At 60.2% G+C, this 20,089-nt stretch carries 2 protein-coding genes; both read right to left on the minus strand.

Going from position 1 to position 20,089, the window contains the following annotated elements:
* Positions 1–171 precede the first annotated feature (171 nt).
* A complete protein-coding gene (locus tag F556_RS34100) occupies positions 172–15,813 on the minus strand; it encodes a non-ribosomal peptide synthetase (RefSeq protein ID WP_020617754.1) in 15,642 nt (5,213 codons plus the stop codon).
* A gap of 28 nt (positions 15,814–15,841) precedes the next feature.
* Positions 15,842–19,939: a non-ribosomal peptide synthetase gene (locus tag F556_RS0114800; RefSeq protein WP_020617755.1), complete on the minus strand. Its 4,098-nt coding sequence runs from the start codon at positions 19,937–19,939 to the stop codon at positions 15,842–15,844.
* Positions 19,940–20,089 lie beyond the last annotated feature (150 nt).

The following is a 20,089-nucleotide window of genomic DNA, read 5'->3' on the forward strand; positions in this document are numbered from 1 at the left end:
AAAAGAAAGCCTACAGTCACGGATCGATCTTACGATCGCTGTTGTCCCCAGATTTCTGCGTTCAATAAGTTATCTCTGGATATACTACCATATGGATGGCAGCAATGAATATTTTAACTTGAGAAAAATGGCGGCCCAGGTTATCTCCTGGCACCGCCATATGCTTAACCCTTACTCGATATCTTCTAGCTTGGCTGTGAAACGTGAGGCGTTAATCTCACTGTGTTCTGGATGGAAGATTGTATAGTGACTGCCCTCAAAGGAACAGAACGCCAGCGGAAGCTTCGCATAGGGCTCCCACAGCGTAGTATCCAGGGCCTCGCCGCCATCGTCCGTCGCCAGGCACAACAGGATTTGGGCTTGCAGCTTGTCCTGCGGGCGGTAATCCGCCTCTGCCAAGGCAAGGGCCATCATCGCTTCTGTATCGTAACGGCTCCACTGCTCATCCTCCTGCAGCACCGCCAGCTCACTGGCAATGTAGTCCGTCAGAGATGCACCTGCAGCAGATGAAGCTGCTGCCAGTGATTGCTCCGGCGACATTGTGTCGAACATCGCCAGCCATGCGACTTGCTCACCGGACGCCTCCAGTTGCCTGGCCACCTCATAACCAAATGTGCCGCCAAGGCTCCATCCGGCGATCCGATAAGGACCCTGTGGCTGCTTACTCTGGATTAGCTTGACATATTCTGCTGCAATAGCTGGCACATCCCGCTGATCCTGTGCTTCGGCGCTTGAAGCCGCCGAGCGGATGCCCCAATACCGGTCCGGTCCGTGCAGATGACGGATGAAGTGACTGTATCCGTCCACTTCGCCCGTAATATCGTGGAGTAGGAAGACCTGCCGGCCTTCACCTGTTCCGGTCCGGAGCAGGATCAACCCCTCATCGTCTGCAGTAGACTCTGCCTCAGGACTGCTGCCCTCGATTGTCGCTCCAGATGCATACAGCTCTGTCGCCTGTGCGGCCGCCTCCGGCTGCGTGTTGTCCAGCCATGCCGCCATCTTATGCAGGCGAGGAACCTGGAACACATCGGCCAGTGCAAGGGTCAGCCCGTAGTGCTGCTGGAGACGCGCCGTCAGGACAAGCGCCTTGAGCGAATGACCGCCAATTGCAAAGAAGTCTTCGTTTCGAGACTGCGGTTCACGCTCCAGCACATCTGCCCATACCTTGCTGAGCAGACGTTCTGTCGGTGTCCATTCACCGTCCTCCTCCAACCTGTCCTCATTCGCATCCCAGACTGGGTCAGAAGCCTGCTCCATACTGACAGCCCGCTTCATCTCGATTCCCGCAGCCTCTGCCAACCCAGCCAACGTCTGCTGAGGCGCTGATACCACCTCCCGCAGCAGGGTGACATAATCGCGGGCCAGAGCTGCCGCCGTCTCCGCATGAAATAGCGCCGTGCTGTACTCGACAGAGCCGAGCAGGCCGCCATCTCCTTCCTCCATCATCATCAAGGTCAGATCGAATAATGACGTATCTTGGGCCAGCGTCGCCTCTCTCATCTGCAATACATCCGTTGAGGCGTTCGTGCGCTCCGCGTGCTGCATCGCAAACATCGTATCAAACAGCGGATTACGGCTCGGATCCCGGCCGACTTGGAGCCGCTCCACCAGCTCTTCAAACGGATAGTCCTGATGGGTAAAAGCGTCTAGCGCAGTCCGTTTTGTCTGCTGCAGCAGCCTTGTAAAGGGTTGTCCGCTGCGCGGCCGTCCCCGGAGCACCAGGGTATTAACGAACAGGCCCGGCATCTCGCCGGATAGCGGGTGTGTCCGGCCGGCAACCGGGGTGCCAACGTTCAGATCCTCCTGACCGGTATATAGGTGCAGCAGCATCTGGTAGGTTGCCAGCAGCACCATATACAGACTGCTCTCATGGGCCAAGGCTAATCGTTTCAATTGCTGGGCCAGTGCCGGGTCCAGCCGAAAGGACAGGCTGTCACCCGCAGTCGACAGCATGGGCGGGCGCGGGTAGTCCGTCTGCAGCCGCGTAGGCGACTGCTCACCCGACAGCTGCTGCAGCCAATATCTTTCTTGCTTGGCCACCTGGTCTTCCCCAAGCCATCCGCGCTGCCATAACGCATAGTCCTTGTAATGCCACTCTACCGCTGGCAGCTGAGCCTCGGTGTAGAGAGCTGCCAGGTCAGCGAACAACAGCTGCACTGTAACGCCGTCGGAGATAATGTGGTGCATATCCAGCATCAGCAGGTGACGATCGGGCGCCAGTTCCATCAGGCCTGCACGCAGCAGCGGCGCCCGCTCCAGCAGGAACGGTTCGCTCCAGCTTCGCATATACCTCGCCAGCTGGGCCGATTGTTCTGTCCGGTCTGCTACCAGGACACCGCCTCGGAGCGTTGCATCTTGTGCAGCCACTTGCTCGGCTGCCGCAGCCGCTTGCGAGACGACGCTGCTCTTCATCAGATCGGCCCAGCCCAGCTGCGTCTCCAGCTTTTCCAGCTCCAGGTGAACGTCGTCATGTACCTGCTGCACTACGTCTTCCCCCTCCATATGGAAGGAGGTACGCAGCACCTCGTAGCGGTCAACCAGCGCCTGCAGCGCCACCGTCAGCCGCCGTTCATCCAGTTCCCCAGTCAGCTCATAAACTTGAGGCATGCTGTAGCTGGTGCCATCCTTGTCCATCTGATGCAGCACATACATCCGCCGCTGCGCAGCCGAGGCAGGATAGCTCGGGGCTTCGCTCGCCCGCTCCAGCGCCACCTCCTCCACACGCTCCGCCCCGTCGATCAGCCGGCTCTGCGCCTCCAATGTAGGGTGGTTGAATAGCTCAGCGAGCGCAACTTCGACGCCGAATACACGACGGATCTTGCCGCTCAGCAGCATCGCCTTCAGAGAATGGCCTCCCAGGGCAAAGAAATGATCCCGCAGGCCAATCGTCTGAACGTCAGGCAGCAAGTCACGCCAGACCGCTGCAAGGCGGCGCTCCGTCTCCGTCTGCGGCGCTGGCCCCCCGCTGCCCGTATGCAAAAACTGCTGCGGCCGTGGGAGAGCCCGCTTGTCCAGCTTGCCACTCGGCGTGAGCGGTAAAACGGCGAGCCGCGTGAACGACAGCGGAAGCATATGCTCCGGCAGCGTATCTTCGAGCTTGCTGCGCAGGAGTGAGTCATCCAATGCCCGTTCGGCGGTATAGTAAGCGTGCAGCTCCAGCACCCCATCCGTGCCCGGCAGTGCGATAACAGCGGCATCGCCGACTCCAGGAAGATGACGAAGACGGCTGGCGATACCCGCCGGCTCCACGCGATGTCCGCGAATTTTGATCTGCTCATCCATCCGTTCCAGATACACCAGCGTGCCATCCTCCTGCCAGCGTACCCGGTCACCTGTACGGTAGAGCAGGCCGCCCCGGGCAAGCGGATGATGGACGAAACGCTGAGCCGTTAACGCCGGCAAATTGCGGTAGCCTCTCGCCAACCCGATTCCGCCAATACAGAGCTCGCCTGCCGCTCCTTGCGGACACAAGCGCAAGCCTTCATCCAGAACATACACCTCGGTGTTGGCGATCGGCTGACCGATGGCAACGGGCAGCTCAGCATCCACTTTTGCTCCTGGCTCCAAGATATTCATGACCGCATCCACCGTACATTCGGTTGGCCCGTAGGCATTGACAATCATGGCGCTTGGAAAAGTGGCCTGCAAACGGTTGGCCAGTTCACCTGTCATTGGTTCGCCGCCGACCAGCAGCTGACTTATGCCCGGATAACGTCGTGCTCCGGCTGCGTCCAAGATCACGTTCAAATAGGACGGTGTCCCATCGAGACTATCAATTCGCTTGCACTCAAGCACGTCGAGCAGCTTGACGGGGTCCTTGTGTAGCGAATCGGGAACGACAACCAATGTGCCGCCGGTCAGAAGCGCTGTGAGCAACTGCTGCAGGGAAGCGTCAAATACATGCGAGGCGCTGAGTGCAAAACAAAGCCCGGACGCACTGTTGTATAACCTCCTGTGGAGATGCTCCACAAGATTGAGCGCGCTGCGGTGCTCCACCTCAACGCCTTTGGGCTGCCCCGTCGTGCCAGAGGTGTAGAGTACGTAAGCGAGACGGCGGTCAGTAACGGACTTGGCTGACAGTCCTGTCCCTTCTTTTGAACTCTCGGCTACCGCATCCGTATTCCCCTGCACAGTTGTCTGGCTGCCATTCTCGAGTACGATTAAGGGACCAGCGAAGGCCGGCGAAGCCGCCACCGGCAAGTGTTCATATCCTTGTTCCGTCACAACCGCGCACACGCTGCTGTCGTGAAGAATATGCCCAAGATAGTCTGCCGGGTAGGCTGGAGATACCGGCACATAGGCACCGCCTGCTTTCCAAATCGCAAGCAGCCCCACAACCATCGAGACCGAACGGTCGGCCAGTAATCCGACCGTTTTCTCCGGAGCTACCCCCACCTGCCGGAGCTGAGCGGCTGCCGCTTCTGCTTGTCCATCCAGCTCGGCGTAAGTCAGCTGGGTCGCGCCGTCAGTGACTGCAATCCGATCCGGATAGAGACGGACTTGCGCTTCAAACCGCTCATGCAGGAGCTGTGTCGCGGTACGCGGCACCACTTCCCCCTGGAATGTCTTCAGCAGCCGCTCTCGCTCGGCGGCCGGAGAGATCTCAATCTCATCGAGTGACTGCTCCGGCATCGCCGCTACCTCGGCCAGCAAGTGACTCAGCTGGTCTGCCAGGCGGCGAGCGGTTGACTTCCGGAAGAGACTTCGGTTGTAAACCAGTTCAAACGTCAGACCGCCATCGGCTTCACTCGCTGTCACTGTCAGATCAAACTGGGCGGCGGCGAAGGGCAGCGGATAGCCCGCGAGCGTCAGGCCGCCCAGCTCTCGCGCTGCTGTGAGCTGACCTCCCGAGAACGACGCATCGTCCATAGCGAACATGGTATCGAAGATGGGATGGCGGCCTGTATCCCGCACCGGATGCAGCTTGTCCACCAGCTCTTCAAATGGATAGTCCTGATGACGCAGCGCAGCCAATACCACCTCCCGCACCTGACCGACATAATCGGCGAACGTCTCGACGCCATCCGGCTTGGAGCGAAGAGCCAAAGTATTGACGAACAAGCCCGGCATCGCTGTGGCTTCCGGCAATGTGCGTCCCGAGACCGGCGTGCCTACGATGAGGTCACGATGACCTGTGTACCGATAAAGCAGCGTTTTGTAGGCAGCAAGCAGCACCATGTACAAGGTGGCTCCCGATTTGGCTGCCAGCCTCCGCAAGCCTTCCGCCGTCTGCTCGTCCGTGTGGAACGACACGAGCCCGCCCTCAGGGTTCTGTACCTCCGGCCGCGGACCATCGACAGGCAGCTCCAGCTCTGGCAGCTCCCCACTGAGCGTCTCCAGCCAGTAACGCTCCTGCGCCTGGTAATCTTCGGATCGCAGCCATTCACGCTGCCAGAGTGCATAGTCCTTATACTGCAGCTCGGCAAGCGATAGCTCTTCGCCTCTATACAAGGCAATCAGCTCGTCGAGGAGGACAGCCATCGTCACCCCGTCGGAAATAATATGATGCAAATCCAGCAGAAGTAGGTGTCGCCGGTCATCCATCTGCAGCAGCCCGCTCCGCATGAGCGGCAGACGGTCCAGCTCGAATGGGCGTACCCAGGCATCAATCAGCTCGGCAATCCCCTCAAACTCTTCATCGTCAGGGAGCCCACCTGCGACTCCAGACTCTGTTTCCTGCACACCATGCAGGGGATAAGGCGCCAGCTGCAGCTTCTCCAACTCCACTGTTGCAGTGTCGGCAATTCGCTGAATCAACTCATCGTTTTCCAGATGAAACGTCGTTCGCAGGATCGCATGACGCTTGGTAAGCTCAGCAAGCGAACCTGCAAGTCTTGCATGATCAAGCTCGCCAGTCAGCAGGAACGCTTGGGGCATATTGTAGGCGCGGTCGCCGCCCCCGATGCGATGGAGCACGAACATCCGCTGTTGGGCGGACGTCGCCGGATACCATTCACGTGCATCCGCGAGAGTCAGGACTGGCTTGGAGGCACTAGCAGCTGCTGCCGGAAACTCGTCCAGCCAGTCGGCAAAAGCGCCCAGTGTCGGATGCTCAAACAGCTTCTGCATCGACACCTCCACGCCCAGCTCACGGCTCATCCTGCCGCTCAGCAGCAAGGCTGTGAGCGAGTGTCCGCCCAGCTCGAAGAAGTGGGCAGACCGTCCCGTCACGCGGGCGCCCAGCTCCTGCTCCCACAGTCGGGCGATCCGCCGCTCCAGAGCGGAGAGGGCTGCACCCTCCTGCGGTGCACGGCTGCCGCTCATCTCCTGCGGCTCCGGCAATGCCCGGCGGTCAACCTTGCCGCTGGGAGCAAGCGGCAGCCGCTCCAGATGACTGTACACCTGCGGCACCATGTAGGCGGGCAGCTGCCCGCGCAGCCAGCCTCGCAGCGTACCGGCAGGCTGCGGCTCGCCTGTGTAATAGGCCGCCAGCTGCCGGTCGCCGCTGGCCTTGCGATGCACGATGACGACGGCATCTGCAATGTCCGGGTGCGTACGGACGGCACTCTCTATCTCTCCCAGCTCGATCCGGTAGCCATTCAGCTTGATCTGATCGTCCAGACGACCCAGATACTCGACTGTGCCGTCCGGGAGCCAGCGGGCCAAGTCACCGCTGCGGTACATCCGGGCGCCCGGCACGAACGGGTCAGCAACGAACCGTTCCGCAGTCAGCTCCGGCCGGTTCAGATAGCCGCGTGCTACCCCTTGGCCGGCGATACATAGCTCACCCGCTACGCCAATCGGCACCGGTTGATTCTGCGCATTGAGAATATAGAGTCTGGCTCCGCCTGACGGGTAGCCAAGCGGAATCGTTGGCAGCTCGTTCCATACGTGTCGGTTCTCTTCCTCTACATGATAATAAGCGGCATCCACACAAGTTTCCGTTGGTCCATACGTATTGCTAATCCGGAAGTCTGCGCCTGCCGAGACCTGCCGGATCGATTCAATGACAGCCGGTGTCAGCGCCTCGCCTCCGATCAGCATATACTCCAGCTGCAGCTCGCGGCTGCGCGGACCTCCCGCCTGCAGCATTACGTTCAGGTACGACGGCGTGCCATCAATCGCCTGAATACCGTGATCGACCAGATAGTTGGTCCACAGCACCGGATTGCCTTTCACTTCTTCGGTAAGCACATGCAGCGTGCTGCCTGTGAGCAGGGCAACGAACAGCTGCTGGACCGACGCGTCGAAAATATGAGACGCCACCATTCCCATCTGCAATCCCTTGCGCCCGTCATACAGATTCAGCCAGCTGTGGCGTACCAGATTAATGACGCTATGCTGCTCGATGAGCACGCCTTTGGGCAGCCCAGTCGAGCCAGAGGTATAGATGACATATGCCAAGCTGGAAGGCTGAGCGTCCGCTACTTCGCCAGCCGGTAGGACCGTCTCCACAGAGCCGCCCTGCCATTGTAGCTCCTCACTATCCAGAGGCAGCAGCATGCCCTCATAACCGACATCAGGCTCCGTCAGTACAGTCATGAGCTTGACCTGCGTGAGCACAATGCGGACGCCACTATCCTCCAGCACATACTTGACCCGCTCTGCCGGAAAGGCCGGATCAATCGGCACGTATGCAGCACCGGCCATGAGAATGCCCATGATGCCGGTGACTGTCTCCAGCGAGCGTTCCGTGTACAGCCCGATCAGCGTATCTGCACCCGCGCCTTGCGCTCTTAACCGCGCGGCGATTCGGCGGCTCTCCGCCAGAAGCTCATGGTAGGTGAGACGCCGCGTGCCGCAGACCACAGCCAACAGGTCTGGAGTGGCTTCCGCTTGCTGCGTAAATAATTGAGGCAGCGTCGACTGCACGCCAGGTGGCCACGAATGTCCACTCGCAGGGCTGGTGGCTTCTGATGATGAGGGCTGGCTTTCAGCCGTGTACGGGGCGGCTATCGCCAATTCGGAAGGCTGGCGATGGCCGGCCAACTCAATCGTCAGCAGTCGGTGCTCATCAGCAGATACGATTGGCAGTTGTCCGAGCTGTGTCTCCGGCGCATCGGTGACCGCTTGCAGCAGCTGCATGTAATGGTCGGCCAGCCGTTGCACGGTCGTTGCGTCGAAGAGATCGGTATTGTATTCCCATTCGAATCGCAGTCCCTGCGGCGTCTCATCTGCAGACAGCGTGAGATCGAAGGACGATACGCGGTATGGCAGCTGGATCGACGACAGCTCGGCTTCGCCCAGACTAGCTGTCCGAATCTCTTCCTGCTGCATCAGGAACATCGTATCGAACAGCGGATTGCGGCTCGGGTCCCGGACGACATCCAGCAGCTCGACCAGCTCCTCGAACGGCACATCCTGATGCTCATAGGCCTCGATAGCGGTCTGACGGACGTCATGCAGAAACTGCGTGAATGAGCGGCTTGCCTGCGGTCGGGTCCGCAGAACCAGCGTGTTAACGAATAAGCCCGGCATCTCTGTCGTTTGCGGGTGTGTGCGTCCCGCCACTGGCGTTCCAACAGCCAGCTCTTCTTGACCCGAATAGCGGGAGAGCAGTGTTTTGTAGGCAGCGAGCAGCGTCATGAAGAGAGTCGCGCCATGCGCACGAGCCAGCTCATTCAGGCGAGTGGTCAGCTCTTTGCTCACGGCAAAGGAAAGACGCTCCCCATGAAAGGTCTGAACAGCGGGCCGACGGCGATCCGTCGGCAACTCCAGCACGGGCAGCTCGCCGCCGAGCTGATTGCGCCAATATGCACGCCCGCGTTCTGCCGCCTCGCTGCCGAGCCACGTCGTCTGCCATACCGCATAATTCGCATACGCGACCGCAGGTACAGGAAGCGACTGACCTTCGTACAGCGCGGCCAGCTCGGACAACAGCACCTGGGCCGTAATCGCATCGCCAATAATGTGATGCATATCAATCAGGAGCAGATGCTTGGTCTCCCCTAGCGGCAGCAATCCGACCCGGAGCAGCGGTGCCTCGGCCAGATCGAAGGGCCTTATCCAATCCGCCAGCGTCGATAGCGCCTCTTGTTCATTATCTGATGTCCGCGAATCCAGCTTCATTAGGGGCACGTTTGCCTGTGGAGCAATTTGCTGCACGATCTCTCCCTTAGAAATGACGAATGAAGTACGCAGGAGGCTGTGACGGTCGATTAACTTGGCAAGCGCAGCACCCAGTCGCTCGTGGTCGAGTGGTCCTTCCAGCCGCAACGCTTGCGGCATATTGTAAGCCAGCTCGCCGCCCTCCATGCTGTGCAGCAGATACATTCGTTTTTGCGCTGGTGTTACCGGGTAATGCAATTGCTCCGTAATGGACGGTAGCGGCTCCAGAACCGTTCGTTCCGCCCGTTCGATCCAAGCCGCCATCGCCGCAATGGTCGGCGCACGGAACAACTCCGATAGCGGCAGCTCCACCCCCAGCGTCTCGCGGATCCGCGCCGTCAGCAGCATGGCCCTGAGCGAGTGGCCTCCAAGCGCAAAGAAGTCCTCCTCACGTCCGGCATCCTTACCCAGCTGTTCGCGCCACAAGGTAGATAACTGGGACTCCAGCGGCGTACGCGGCGCGTCCACAGCAGCCGCGCTGCTCCAACGCTCTGGCGATGGCAGCGCGCGCTTATCCAGCTTGCCGTTCGCCGTCAGCGGCATCTCGCTTACACGAATCAGATGGGCCGGCCGCATGTAGACCGGCAGCCGCTCCGCCACCAGCGTCCGCCATTCCGCTGGCGGAATCGCCTGTTCTGCAGCGGAGGTGTACCAGGCCAACACCTGCTGATGCTCTGCTCCCTCGTTCTCGCCATCAGCTGGTCTTAGAGCAGCGACCGCTTCGCGGATGTCCGGATGGGCGGTCAGTGCCCGCTCGATCTCCCCCAGCTCGATGCGGTAGCCGCGTACTTTTACCTGATCATCGGTACGGCCGATATAGGAAAGATCGCCAGACGGAAGACGTCGCACGAGATCGCCTGTACGATACATGTGATAACCTGGGCGGTATGGATCCTCTACGAAACGCTGCTCAGTCAACTCTGGAGCCCCCAGATAACCGGCTGCCACGCCTGCACCGCCGATGTAGAGCTCGCCTTGCACAAGTGGCGGCACAGGCTGCCCAGCTTCATCCAGCACATACAGCACTGCATTATCGATCGGAACGCCGATCGGCACGGCATCATCACCGGCCAGCGGTGTTCCTGCGCGCACCCGGAAGAGGGTACAGCCAACCACAGCCTCGGTGGGACCATACTCGTTGCAAATCTCCAGCTCACCTGGCCAGGACGCCAGCAATCGCTCGACCGGGGCGGCGTATAACTGCTCACCTCCGACAATGATCCGGCGCAGGGACGTGGCAGACAGCTCGCTGAGCCGCTCCAGCAGTGCCAGATGCGCCGGGGTCGCTTTCATGATCGTCACCTTGGGACTCGCGACAATATGCTGCAACAATCTGCCGGTATCCTCCTCGTCCTCACAGACAATGATGGAGCCACCCGTCAGCAGTGGCACGAACAGGGATGTGACCGTCAGGTCAAAAGACAGCGACGTAAAGAGCGGCATCGTTGCCGGGCGCCCGTCGCTATAAGCTTCAGCAGCCCACCTGGCGTAGTTAACCAGCCCGCGCTGCGTCACCATTACACCTTTGGGCCGCCCCGTGGAACCAGAGGTGTAGAGCACATATGCAAGGTCATCCGGAGTCTCAACAACCCCTTCATGAGAGGAGACGCTCCCTTGGTCAGCTCCCTCTAGATTCGCAGATATCACTTCTAATTCATGCCCATGGCCAGATTTCTCATCCCAGGCCCATACCAGCCCTTGATACACGTGCGGCTCTGCAGATGCCAAGGATCTCCATGCCGTGCGTTCCGCCAGGACCAGTGCTGGCTGACTATGCGCCAACATATAAGCCAAGCGGGCAGCTGGATAGCCTGGGTCCAGCGGCACGTAAGCCGCACCGCTCCGAAGTACAGCCAGAATCGCAATCACCGTGTCGATCGAGCGGCCCGCCAACAGAGCCACCCTTGCGCCTCGTCCGATATCCGCCAGCCGAAGACGCTCAGCCCATTGGCCTGCCTGCTCATGCAGCTCGGCATAGGTCATACTCCGCCCAGTAGCATCCTCTATAGCCACTGCATCCGGCGTCCGTTGTGCCTGTTCGGCAAGCAGCGGATACAACTGCGCAGACTCCGGCAGGGCGTGCTCAGGACCGCGACTCTGCATCATCAGGGCCTGCTGCTCCTCCTCGCCCAGCATCGGCAGCTGCGCCAGTGCCTGATTCGGGTTACCCGCGACAGCGTGCAGCAAGCGAACATAATGCGCCAGCATGCGGCCGGCTGTCTCCCGGTCAAACAGTGCCGTCGCAAACTCCAGCTCCAGACGCAGCGGTTCACCTGGCTGCTCGCCACCCTCGGCAAACAGCGTTAGGTCAAACCGTGCCGCAGCCGCCGGCAGCTCGCAGGCGCGCATCGTAACGCCGCCTAATCGGCCTTCGGGAAGTCCCGTGTTCTGCATCGCAAACATCGTATCGAACAGCGGGTGACGCGATGCATCCCGCGCCACCTCCAGCGTCTCAATCAGCGCCTCGAACGGGACATCCTGATGCTCCAGCCCCTCCAGCGTAAGCTTGCGGATCTCTGCCAGATAGTCGGTGAAGCTCCGCTGGCCTTCCGGGAAGCTGCGCAGCGCCAGCGTATTGACGAACAAGCCCTGCATCGCGGCCGTCTCCGGATGCGTGCGGCCGGAGACAGGCGTGCCGACTGTCAGATCGGACTGACCGCCGTACCGGTACAACAGCGTCTTGTAGGCTGCCAGCAGCACCATGTAGAGCGTACATCCCTGCGAAGCCGCCAGTTCCTGCAACCGGGATGTCAAAGCCGCATCCGCATGCAGAACCAAGCTATCACCTGCAAAGGACTGAACCACAGGACGGCGCCGGTCCACCGGCAGCTGCAGCGGCTCTGCACCTTGCAATCGTTCTACCCAATAACGCAGCTGGCGTTGCAGCTCGCCATGATGCAGCGATGCCTGCTGCCAGACCGCATAATCCTTGTATTGCAGCTTGAGATTCGGCAATGTCCCGTTCTCATACAACGCTTGGAGATCTGCCAGCAGGAGTCCCATGGACAGCCCATCTGTCGCGACATGATGAACATCCAGCAGAAGCAGATGGCGTTCTGCCTCAATCTGCAGCAAGGCTGCGCGCAGCAAGGGACCTTGGCTCAAATCAAAGGGACGGATCCATCTCCGCATCCGTTCGGCAGGATCAACGTCAGCAGAAGGAGATAGCCGCTCAAGCCCTTCCCACGCATCCGTTAGAACTCGCTGCACAACCTCACCTTCTGCCACGTCAAAGACCGTACGCAGCGGTTCATGCCGCTGGATCAGCGCAGCCAGCGACTGCTCCAGCCGCCCGGCATCCAGTCCGCCCTCCAGCATCAGAGCTTGCGGCATATTATAGCGGGTATCACGCTTCTCCCACTGCTGCAGGACAACCATCCGGCGCTGTGCTGAAGATGCGGGGTACACGTCACGCTCGCCCGCGGACGCCAAGGGAGGGAACGTGCCGGAAAAGCCATTGATAACAGGCTCGACCTTCGCATCCCCTGCCTCCATAGGCTTAGCCGATACCTGCGGGTCCTCAGTCACACCATCCAGCCAGGCCGCCAGTGCGCGAATCGTTGGCAGACGGAACAAAACCGCTGGCCCGATCTCCTTGTCAGATGACTTGCGAAGCTCCGCCGCCAGCTGCATCGCATGCAGCGAGTGCCCGCCCAATGCGAAGAAATCATCGTCGATACCGACTTTTTGCACATCCAGTGCAGTCTGCCAGAGCTCCGCCAACCGTCGCTCGGTTGTGGTCTCCGGTTGAGCCTCGCCACCGGTAACGATTGGCCTCGGGAGCCCTGCGCGGTCCAGCTTGCCATTGGCCGTAAGTGGCAAGTGTTCCAGAGGAATAATATGAAGGGGAACCATGTAATCGGGCAGATTCAGAGACAAGTGCTCCCGGACCTCCGTTGGCTGGGGGACCTCTGCTGCCTCGGAGGAATAGTAAGCCGCCAGCTGCGGCGTGCCAGCGTCCTGCCATGCGACGACCGCTCCTTTATGAATTGCCGGGTGTCGTAGCAGGACAGACTCAATCTCGCCGGTCTCGATCCTGTAGCCGCGGATCTTCACCTGCTGGTCCCGGCGTCCGAGAAACACGATGCGGCCATCCGGCAGCCAGGCTGCCGAATCGCCTGTACGGTACATGCGCTCGCCATCCATCAGCGGATCAGGCGTAAAACGGCGTGTCGTCTCCTCGGGCAGATGCAGATAGCCACGGGCCAGCCCGTCGCCAGCCACACACAACTCACCGGTCGCGCCCACCGGCTGCAGACGGTCATACCGGTCCAGAATATAGATTCGGGTATTGTCTACCGGCCCGCCGATTGGCAAGTTGGTCGCATGTTCGGTCAATTCACCGCTTGTTGTGACAATCGTATACTCGGTCGGACCATAATTGTTCACGAACCGGTAAGGGGTTTCACGGTACACCCGCAGCTTGTCGCCCCCGGTCGTGAGCAGCCGCAGACTGGTATTGTCCAGCTCCAGGAACAGTTCACAGAGCGGTGCGGGCAGGAACGCTGCCGTAATCTCATGCGTATGAAAAAAGTCATTCAGCGCATGGACGTCCGTCCGCACGTCGTCCGGCACCAAATGAAGCTCCGCCCCGAACAGCAGCGCGGAGAACGTCTCCCAGACCGAGACGTCGAAGCCGAAGCCGGTCAGTTGAGCCGCGCGGTCTGAGGGTCCCAGACCGAAGTCGCGGTGATGCCAATAAGCAAAGTTGACCAGAGATCGGTGCTCGGTCAGAACCCCTTTGGGGTTGCCGGTGGTACCGGAGGTGTAGATGATATAGGCGAGGCGCCGGTGCTCGGGGGTGTCCAAGACATTCCCCTCTTGTCCGCTCACCGCAGCCATATTTGCATCCCCATCCGTCCGCCTGCTTGTGGCAAGGGTATCCAGGCCAGTGCCTTGCCATTCGTTTCCTGCCAGCCCATCTTCGCCAAAGGCTTGTCGTTCATTTCTCGCTAACTCGACTGCCGCCAGCGTCCCTGTCTCCAGCGGCCATTGCACTGTCGCCGAACCCCCTAGATCAGCGAGCCGCTCGCCATCCTCGGGCAGTCCGAGCAGCACAGCTGCTCCACTGTCCCGCAGCATGTAGCGGATCCGCTCGTCGGGATAAGCCGGATCGATCGGCAGAAAAGCCGCTCCGGCCTGAAGCGCAGCCAGTACACTAACGACCCGCAGACTGCATGGCGGGCACAGAATCGCGACGACGGCACCATCCGGCACCTCAGCCTGACCGGTATGCTGCGCAAGCAGCAGTGGTCGCAGCTGCCCGGCGAGCCTGTCCGACTCGGCTGCTAGCTCTCCGTACGTAAGACGGCCATCCGGCCCTGCGACCGCTGGCAGCTCCGGGGTACGACGTGTTTGCGCTGCAAATAAACTATGTACTGTAGATGTATCTGGATAAGCTTGGGGCTGCGGGTTGAAGGCGAGCAGTGCAGCTTGTTCCTCACTGCTTAGCAGCTGCAGATGCTTTACCGGCTCCCCAGCATGCGTGACCGCCTGCTCCAGCAGCGTCCTCAGATGACGTTCCATCCCTTGGATCGCATAATCTGGATAGACCTTCGCATTGTAGCTCAGCTTGAACAACAGCTCCTCGCCAGGATAGATGGCAACCGTCAGCGGATAACCTGTCTGCTCGCGCGAGTCCATACCTGTTACTGCAAAAGCCGCCCCTGCGTTCCCCGCCCCCGTCAGCTCCTGCTCCATCGGGAAGTTCTCGAACACCACCAGATGATCAATGCGGATACCCGTGCGCGCCTGGACCTCATAGAGCGGACTGAACGCATACTGCTGCGCATTCAGTGCCTCATCCTGCATGCGGCGCAGCAGCCCACCCAGCGATTCCTCTTCGCTGGAGGTTACGCGGCAGGGCACGGTATTGATAAAGAGACCCATCATGGACTCGATGCCGGGTACCTCCGGCGGGCGGCCCGAAACGACCGTACCGAACACGGCGTCGTCCGTATTCTGGTATCGCTGCAGCAGCACTCCCCACATCGTCTGGATCAGCGTACTGAGCGTCGCGCCGTGGTCCCTTGCGAGCACACCCAGCTCACGAGACAACGAAGCTGGCAAGGTGAAGACCCGCTCCCGCAGCTCATAGGGCTGGCCTTCACCAGCCGGTGCGTACCCCGGCAAGCCGGGAGGCTGCTCTGCCCCTGCCAGCGCACCGGACCAGTAGGTGAGCGCTGCTTCCCGGTCCCTTTTGCCCAGCCATTCCAGATAACCCTCCAGCGGAACTGGGTCCGGCAGCACAGGCTCCTCCCCGCGCGTCAACGCCGCATACAGCTCCAGCAGTTCCCCGAACAAGGGCCCCAGACACCAGCCATCCATGAGCGCATGATGGAACGTGATAATCAACCGGTAATCGCCACTGCCCATGTTCACAAGGGCAAAACGGATCAGTTGATCCTTGGCTGGGTTGAAGCCTTGAACCAGGTCCGCCGCCAGCAGCTCAGAGAGCTGCAAATCGCGGTTCGGCTCCAACTCCGTGGACAGATCATGCTGCGCAAGCTTCCATCTCCTGCCTTTTAGCACCACCTGCATGCCACGTTTCCCCGGCTTCTGGCTGAAGACCGTGCGCAGGCTGTCATGTCTGGCTACCAGACGGTTGATGGCCTGCTCCAGCTCGGCAGCCCGCACCTCCCCTTTTAGAGTAAGCGCACGCTGCTCGATATAGGCCGTCTGCTGACCTTCGCCCGCTTGCTGAAACAGCATTCCCTCCTGCAGCGGGGTCATCGGATAGATCGTTTGAATGGCTATCTTGTCCATATGGCTCTTTCTCTCCTTTTCGTGCCTACTACTCCTCGATTTCGTCGATGAGCGATTGCAGATCGTCCAGCTCGCCCTCCGACAAATCCGCATGCTTGAAGTCCGACGGCGTATGCCGGGCTTGCTCCGTCCCTGCGCAGTGCTCCACCAGGCGTATCAGCTCTTGCCGATAGTGCTCTGCCAGTTCGCCGATGGCCTCCTCCTTGTATTGCGTCTGATTGTAGCCGAAGCACAGAACCAGCCGCCCATCTCGAATCTCGCCCTCAATATTGATCTTCACTGGCATTTCCATATTGTCACTAAGCGTCCGCCCCAGCTCCATCACACTCTTCGGATCACCGAGCTTCATCGCTTTCACCTGGAAGCGCTGGTCCTCCGCCTGACTCTCGAACTGACCAAGATAGTTGAAGTTCACCGGTGGATCGATCCCAATCCGGTAGCCTGTTTTATTCTCCTCAGGCGTCAAATAGCGCAAAATGCCATAGCCGATGCCACGCTCCGGGATACGCCGCAGCATTTCCTTGGTCGCGATAATCGCCTTCCCTGGATCATCCGTCCCTGCCGCTGACAGCGCCACGGGAAACTGGGAGGTGAACCAGCCAATGGTCCGATTGATGTTGAATTGCTCAATGATGCTCTCCCGGCCATGCCCCTCGACATTAACCAGAATGCCGTCCAGCCCGCGCCACTGCTTGAACGCCTGGGCAAGTGCGGTGCAGAGCAAGTCGTTGATCTCCGTATGATAGGCTTCATGCACACCACCCAGCAATTGTTCTGTATAAGAAGGTGCCAGCTCCATATAGACGGCCCGAGCATCCTTGTAACGCGGCGTGTCCTCCGATTGCAAATCCGGCGCAAGCGCCGCGTAAGGCTGGGACTCCACCTCTTCCCAGTAAGGCAGCTGGCGCAGTAGCGCTTCCGATGTCGCATACGTCTGCAGCCGCTCCGCCCAATCGCGGTAAGCGTCGGTTTTGTCGGGAAACACCACAGGCTCGTCCTGCTCTGCTTGCCGGTACCCGCTCTCGAAATCCTCGAACAGAATACGCCAGGATATCCCGTCAATGACGAGATGATGAATGCAAATGACGAGATAATCGCCATGGCTCGCATGAACCAGGCCCAGCTTCACCAGCGGTCCCGTCTCCAGCTTCATCGAGGCCTGCAGCCGTTCGGCCAGTTGTGTAACCTCTGCCATGACTTCCTGCTCATCGGTCCCTGCAGAGCGAATCGTCTCCAGATCGAACCGCGCCGCATCCGGGCCTTCATTCATCTGCTGCATCGATCCGTCATCCCCTAGCCGGTAGGTCATGCGCAGCGCATCATGATGCTCGGCAATCCGGCCAAACACCTGACGGACCCTCTCCTCCTCCAGCCCCTCACGGGTATAGATGAGCGCGGCCTGATTGTGATGATGGAGGTCGGTCGCAAACTGTTCAAAAAACCACCGTTGCACCGGTGTCAATCCGGCTTCGCCAACAACGGGTCCCTGATCGATGCTGCGCTTGCTCTCCTGAACCGCGCCTGCCATCCCGCGCACGGTCGGGTAGCGGAAGATATCCCGGATATCCAGCAGCAGCCGGTATTTTTGCAGCCGCGCCGCCACCTGGATGGCATGGATCGAATCCCCGCCAACATTGAAAAAGTGATCATCTGCACCGAAGTCAGGCAGTCCCAGCACCTCCGAGCAGACCTCGACCAGCCGCTGCTCCAGCTCGCTGAGCGGTCCATCCCCCGAACCAGTCGGCAGCGTGATCGCTGTTGCCGGATCCGGCAAGTTCTTGCGGTCGATCTTGCCATTGGGGGTGACAGGCATTTGCTCCAGCTGCACCACGAACTTGGGCACCATGAAGTGCGGCAAGGCTCGCCCAACATGCTGCTGAACATCCGTGGCAGACAACCGCTCGGTTGCTGTCAGGTAGGCACAGAGGTAATCCTCCGAGGCTTCGTCATGGCGGACGATAACTGCTGCCTCCTTCACGCCGGCATACTCGGCCAGTACGTGCTCGATCTCCTTCAGCTCGATGCGGAAGCCGCGCACCTTGACCTGATCGTCCATCCGTCCGGCATACTCGATTGTGCCGTCAGGCAGCCAGCGTCCGATATCGCCTGTCCGATACAGCCGCACGCCTGACATGGCCGCCAGATGATCCTCGCCGAATGCCAGCTTGGTGCGTTCTTCATCATGCAGATAGCCCCGGCCTACGGCCAAGCCGGAGACGCAGATCTCTCCCTTGACTCCTATCGGGCAGGGCTGCCGCTGCTCGTCCAGAATATAGATCGTCACATTGCGGATCGGGCGGCCGACCGGAATCTGCTGGGCATCCGGCATCCCCCGCAGCACATGCAGCGTGACATCATCAGAGGCTTCGGTCGGACCGTAGGCATTGACCAGCGGGATCTCCGGAAATTGATGGAACCAGCGCCGCGCGAGCGCCGTCGTCAGCTTTTCGCCCGTCACACTGACCGTCTTCATCTTCGGCAGTCGAATCCGATTCAGCTCCGCCGTCTCCAGTAGAATCGACAGATAGGTCGGCACCGCCTGCAGCACCGTGATTTCACGGCTGACGAGCCGCTCCAGGAGCGCTTCGGGCTGCATGATCAGCTCATTCGGGAAAATATGCGTTTCGCCGCCTGCCGCCAGCGCTGTGACAAACTGCCACACCGAGATATCGAAGCATTGCGAAGCATTCTGCACGATCCTGCTAGTCTCGTCAATCGCCAGCTCCTCCATCATCGCCAGCATATGATTGAGCATGCCGACATGCTCCAACATGGCTCCCTTCGGCCTGCCCGTGGAGCCGGAGGTGTAAATGACATAACTAAGATCGTGGAGGTCGCGCTCCAGCTCTGGCGTATGGGATGGATAGCCATCACTCGCTCCGTCATCGATGCGCAGCGCCTCGCAAGGCTGCGGCACGGCTTGCAGGACACGAGACAACAGGTCGGTGCCTTCGGCAATCTCCCCGACGGTCAGAACCAGTGAGGCACGCGAATCGCCCAGAATGGTCTGCAATCGCTCCTCCGGATAGTCTGGATCCAGCGGCACGTAGGCGCCCCCGGCTTTCCACACCGCAAGTATGCCGACGAGGAAAGCAATGGAGCGCGGACTGAGAATCGCTACAAGATCCTCCCGTCCTACGCCTTTCTCCCGCAGTAGATGTGCCAGTCGGCTACTGGCCTCGGCCAGCTCGCGGTAGGTCATGTGCGCTTCACCGCACACCACTGCCGTACGGTCCGGCGTCTGCGCAGCGTGGGTGTCCAGAAGCTCATGCAGGAAGCGGTAAGCATAAGGCTCATCCGCGCGGCCGTTGAAGCGCCGCAGCATCCGCTGCGTATCCTCTTCACTGAGCAGTCTGATCTCTGCCAGTGGACGGCTGGAATCTTCCAGCATCGCGCCAGCGAGCTTGCTCCAGTGGGCCGCGATCCGCGCCGCCGTCTCCTGGTCCAGGAAACGCTGGTTGTACCGCAGCTCGCCCTGGACCCCGCTGCCCTCCCGCCGGAAGCCAAAAAGCACTTCCCAGCTCTCGGACGGCAAGTCTTCAGCGGACTGGACCGAATCCAATACGACGGCCACTTCGCTCAACAGCCTCAGATCCGTGCTGCCTGTCAGCTCATCTGCCAAAACATCCATCGGATAGTTGGCATGAGCGCCGGCTTCCCGCACTCGTTCGCGAGTCTGCATAACCAGGGTTTTCAGGTGATCGGCAGCTTCCAGGTCGGACCGGAGGAACAGCACGGTGTTCATATACGAGCCGGATTGCGCCTGCCGATAGATCGGCGTCTGCAGAATAATGTCCCGCAGGCCGCTGTACTTGGCTGTGAGCGCGGCAGTGATAGCAGCCAGCAGCACATGCAGCGCCGGATCGGACCCTTTGCTGACTGCTAGCAGCCGCTCGCCGATTGCTTCTGGCACAATCAACGGCTCCGTGGCCAACTCCCGACCGGCCCCTGACGCTTGCAGGTGGTCGTGCGGAAATGCCGTGCGCGTCAACTCGCCTGATAGACGCTCCCGCCAGTAGGTCCTCTCTGTCTCGCGCTGGGCGGCCGCGATTTTCTTGCGTGTCCATTGGTCCTCCACAGCAGCTGTGCCACCACCGGACCGGTCCGTTTCATACGATTCCGTCATCGCTATTCCTCCCTGTGTATCTGATGCAGCTACCTCGGCGTCTTGCCGTGCTGCACTGTATGTAATGCCGGGCCCTATCTGGGCCGGGCTTCTAGTCTATACTTATAAATCACCCGACTGCCCGCCACCTAAGCAGGTTACTCGGCTAGC

It is taken from the genome of Paenibacillus daejeonensis DSM 15491, from assembly GCF_000378385.1.
Classification (GTDB): domain Bacteria; phylum Bacillota; class Bacilli; order Paenibacillales; family Paenibacillaceae; genus Paenibacillus_D; species Paenibacillus_D daejeonensis.

Bases quoted from the DNA above. Each gene is read 5' to 3' on its own strand.
- F556_RS34100 (WP_020617754.1), bottom strand. From the start codon at position 15,813: ATGGACAAGATAGCCATTCAAACGATCTATCCGATGACCCCGCTGCAG.
- F556_RS0114800 (WP_020617755.1), bottom strand. From the start codon at position 19,939: ATGACGGAATCGTATGAAACGGACCGGTCCGGTGGTGGCACAGCTGCT.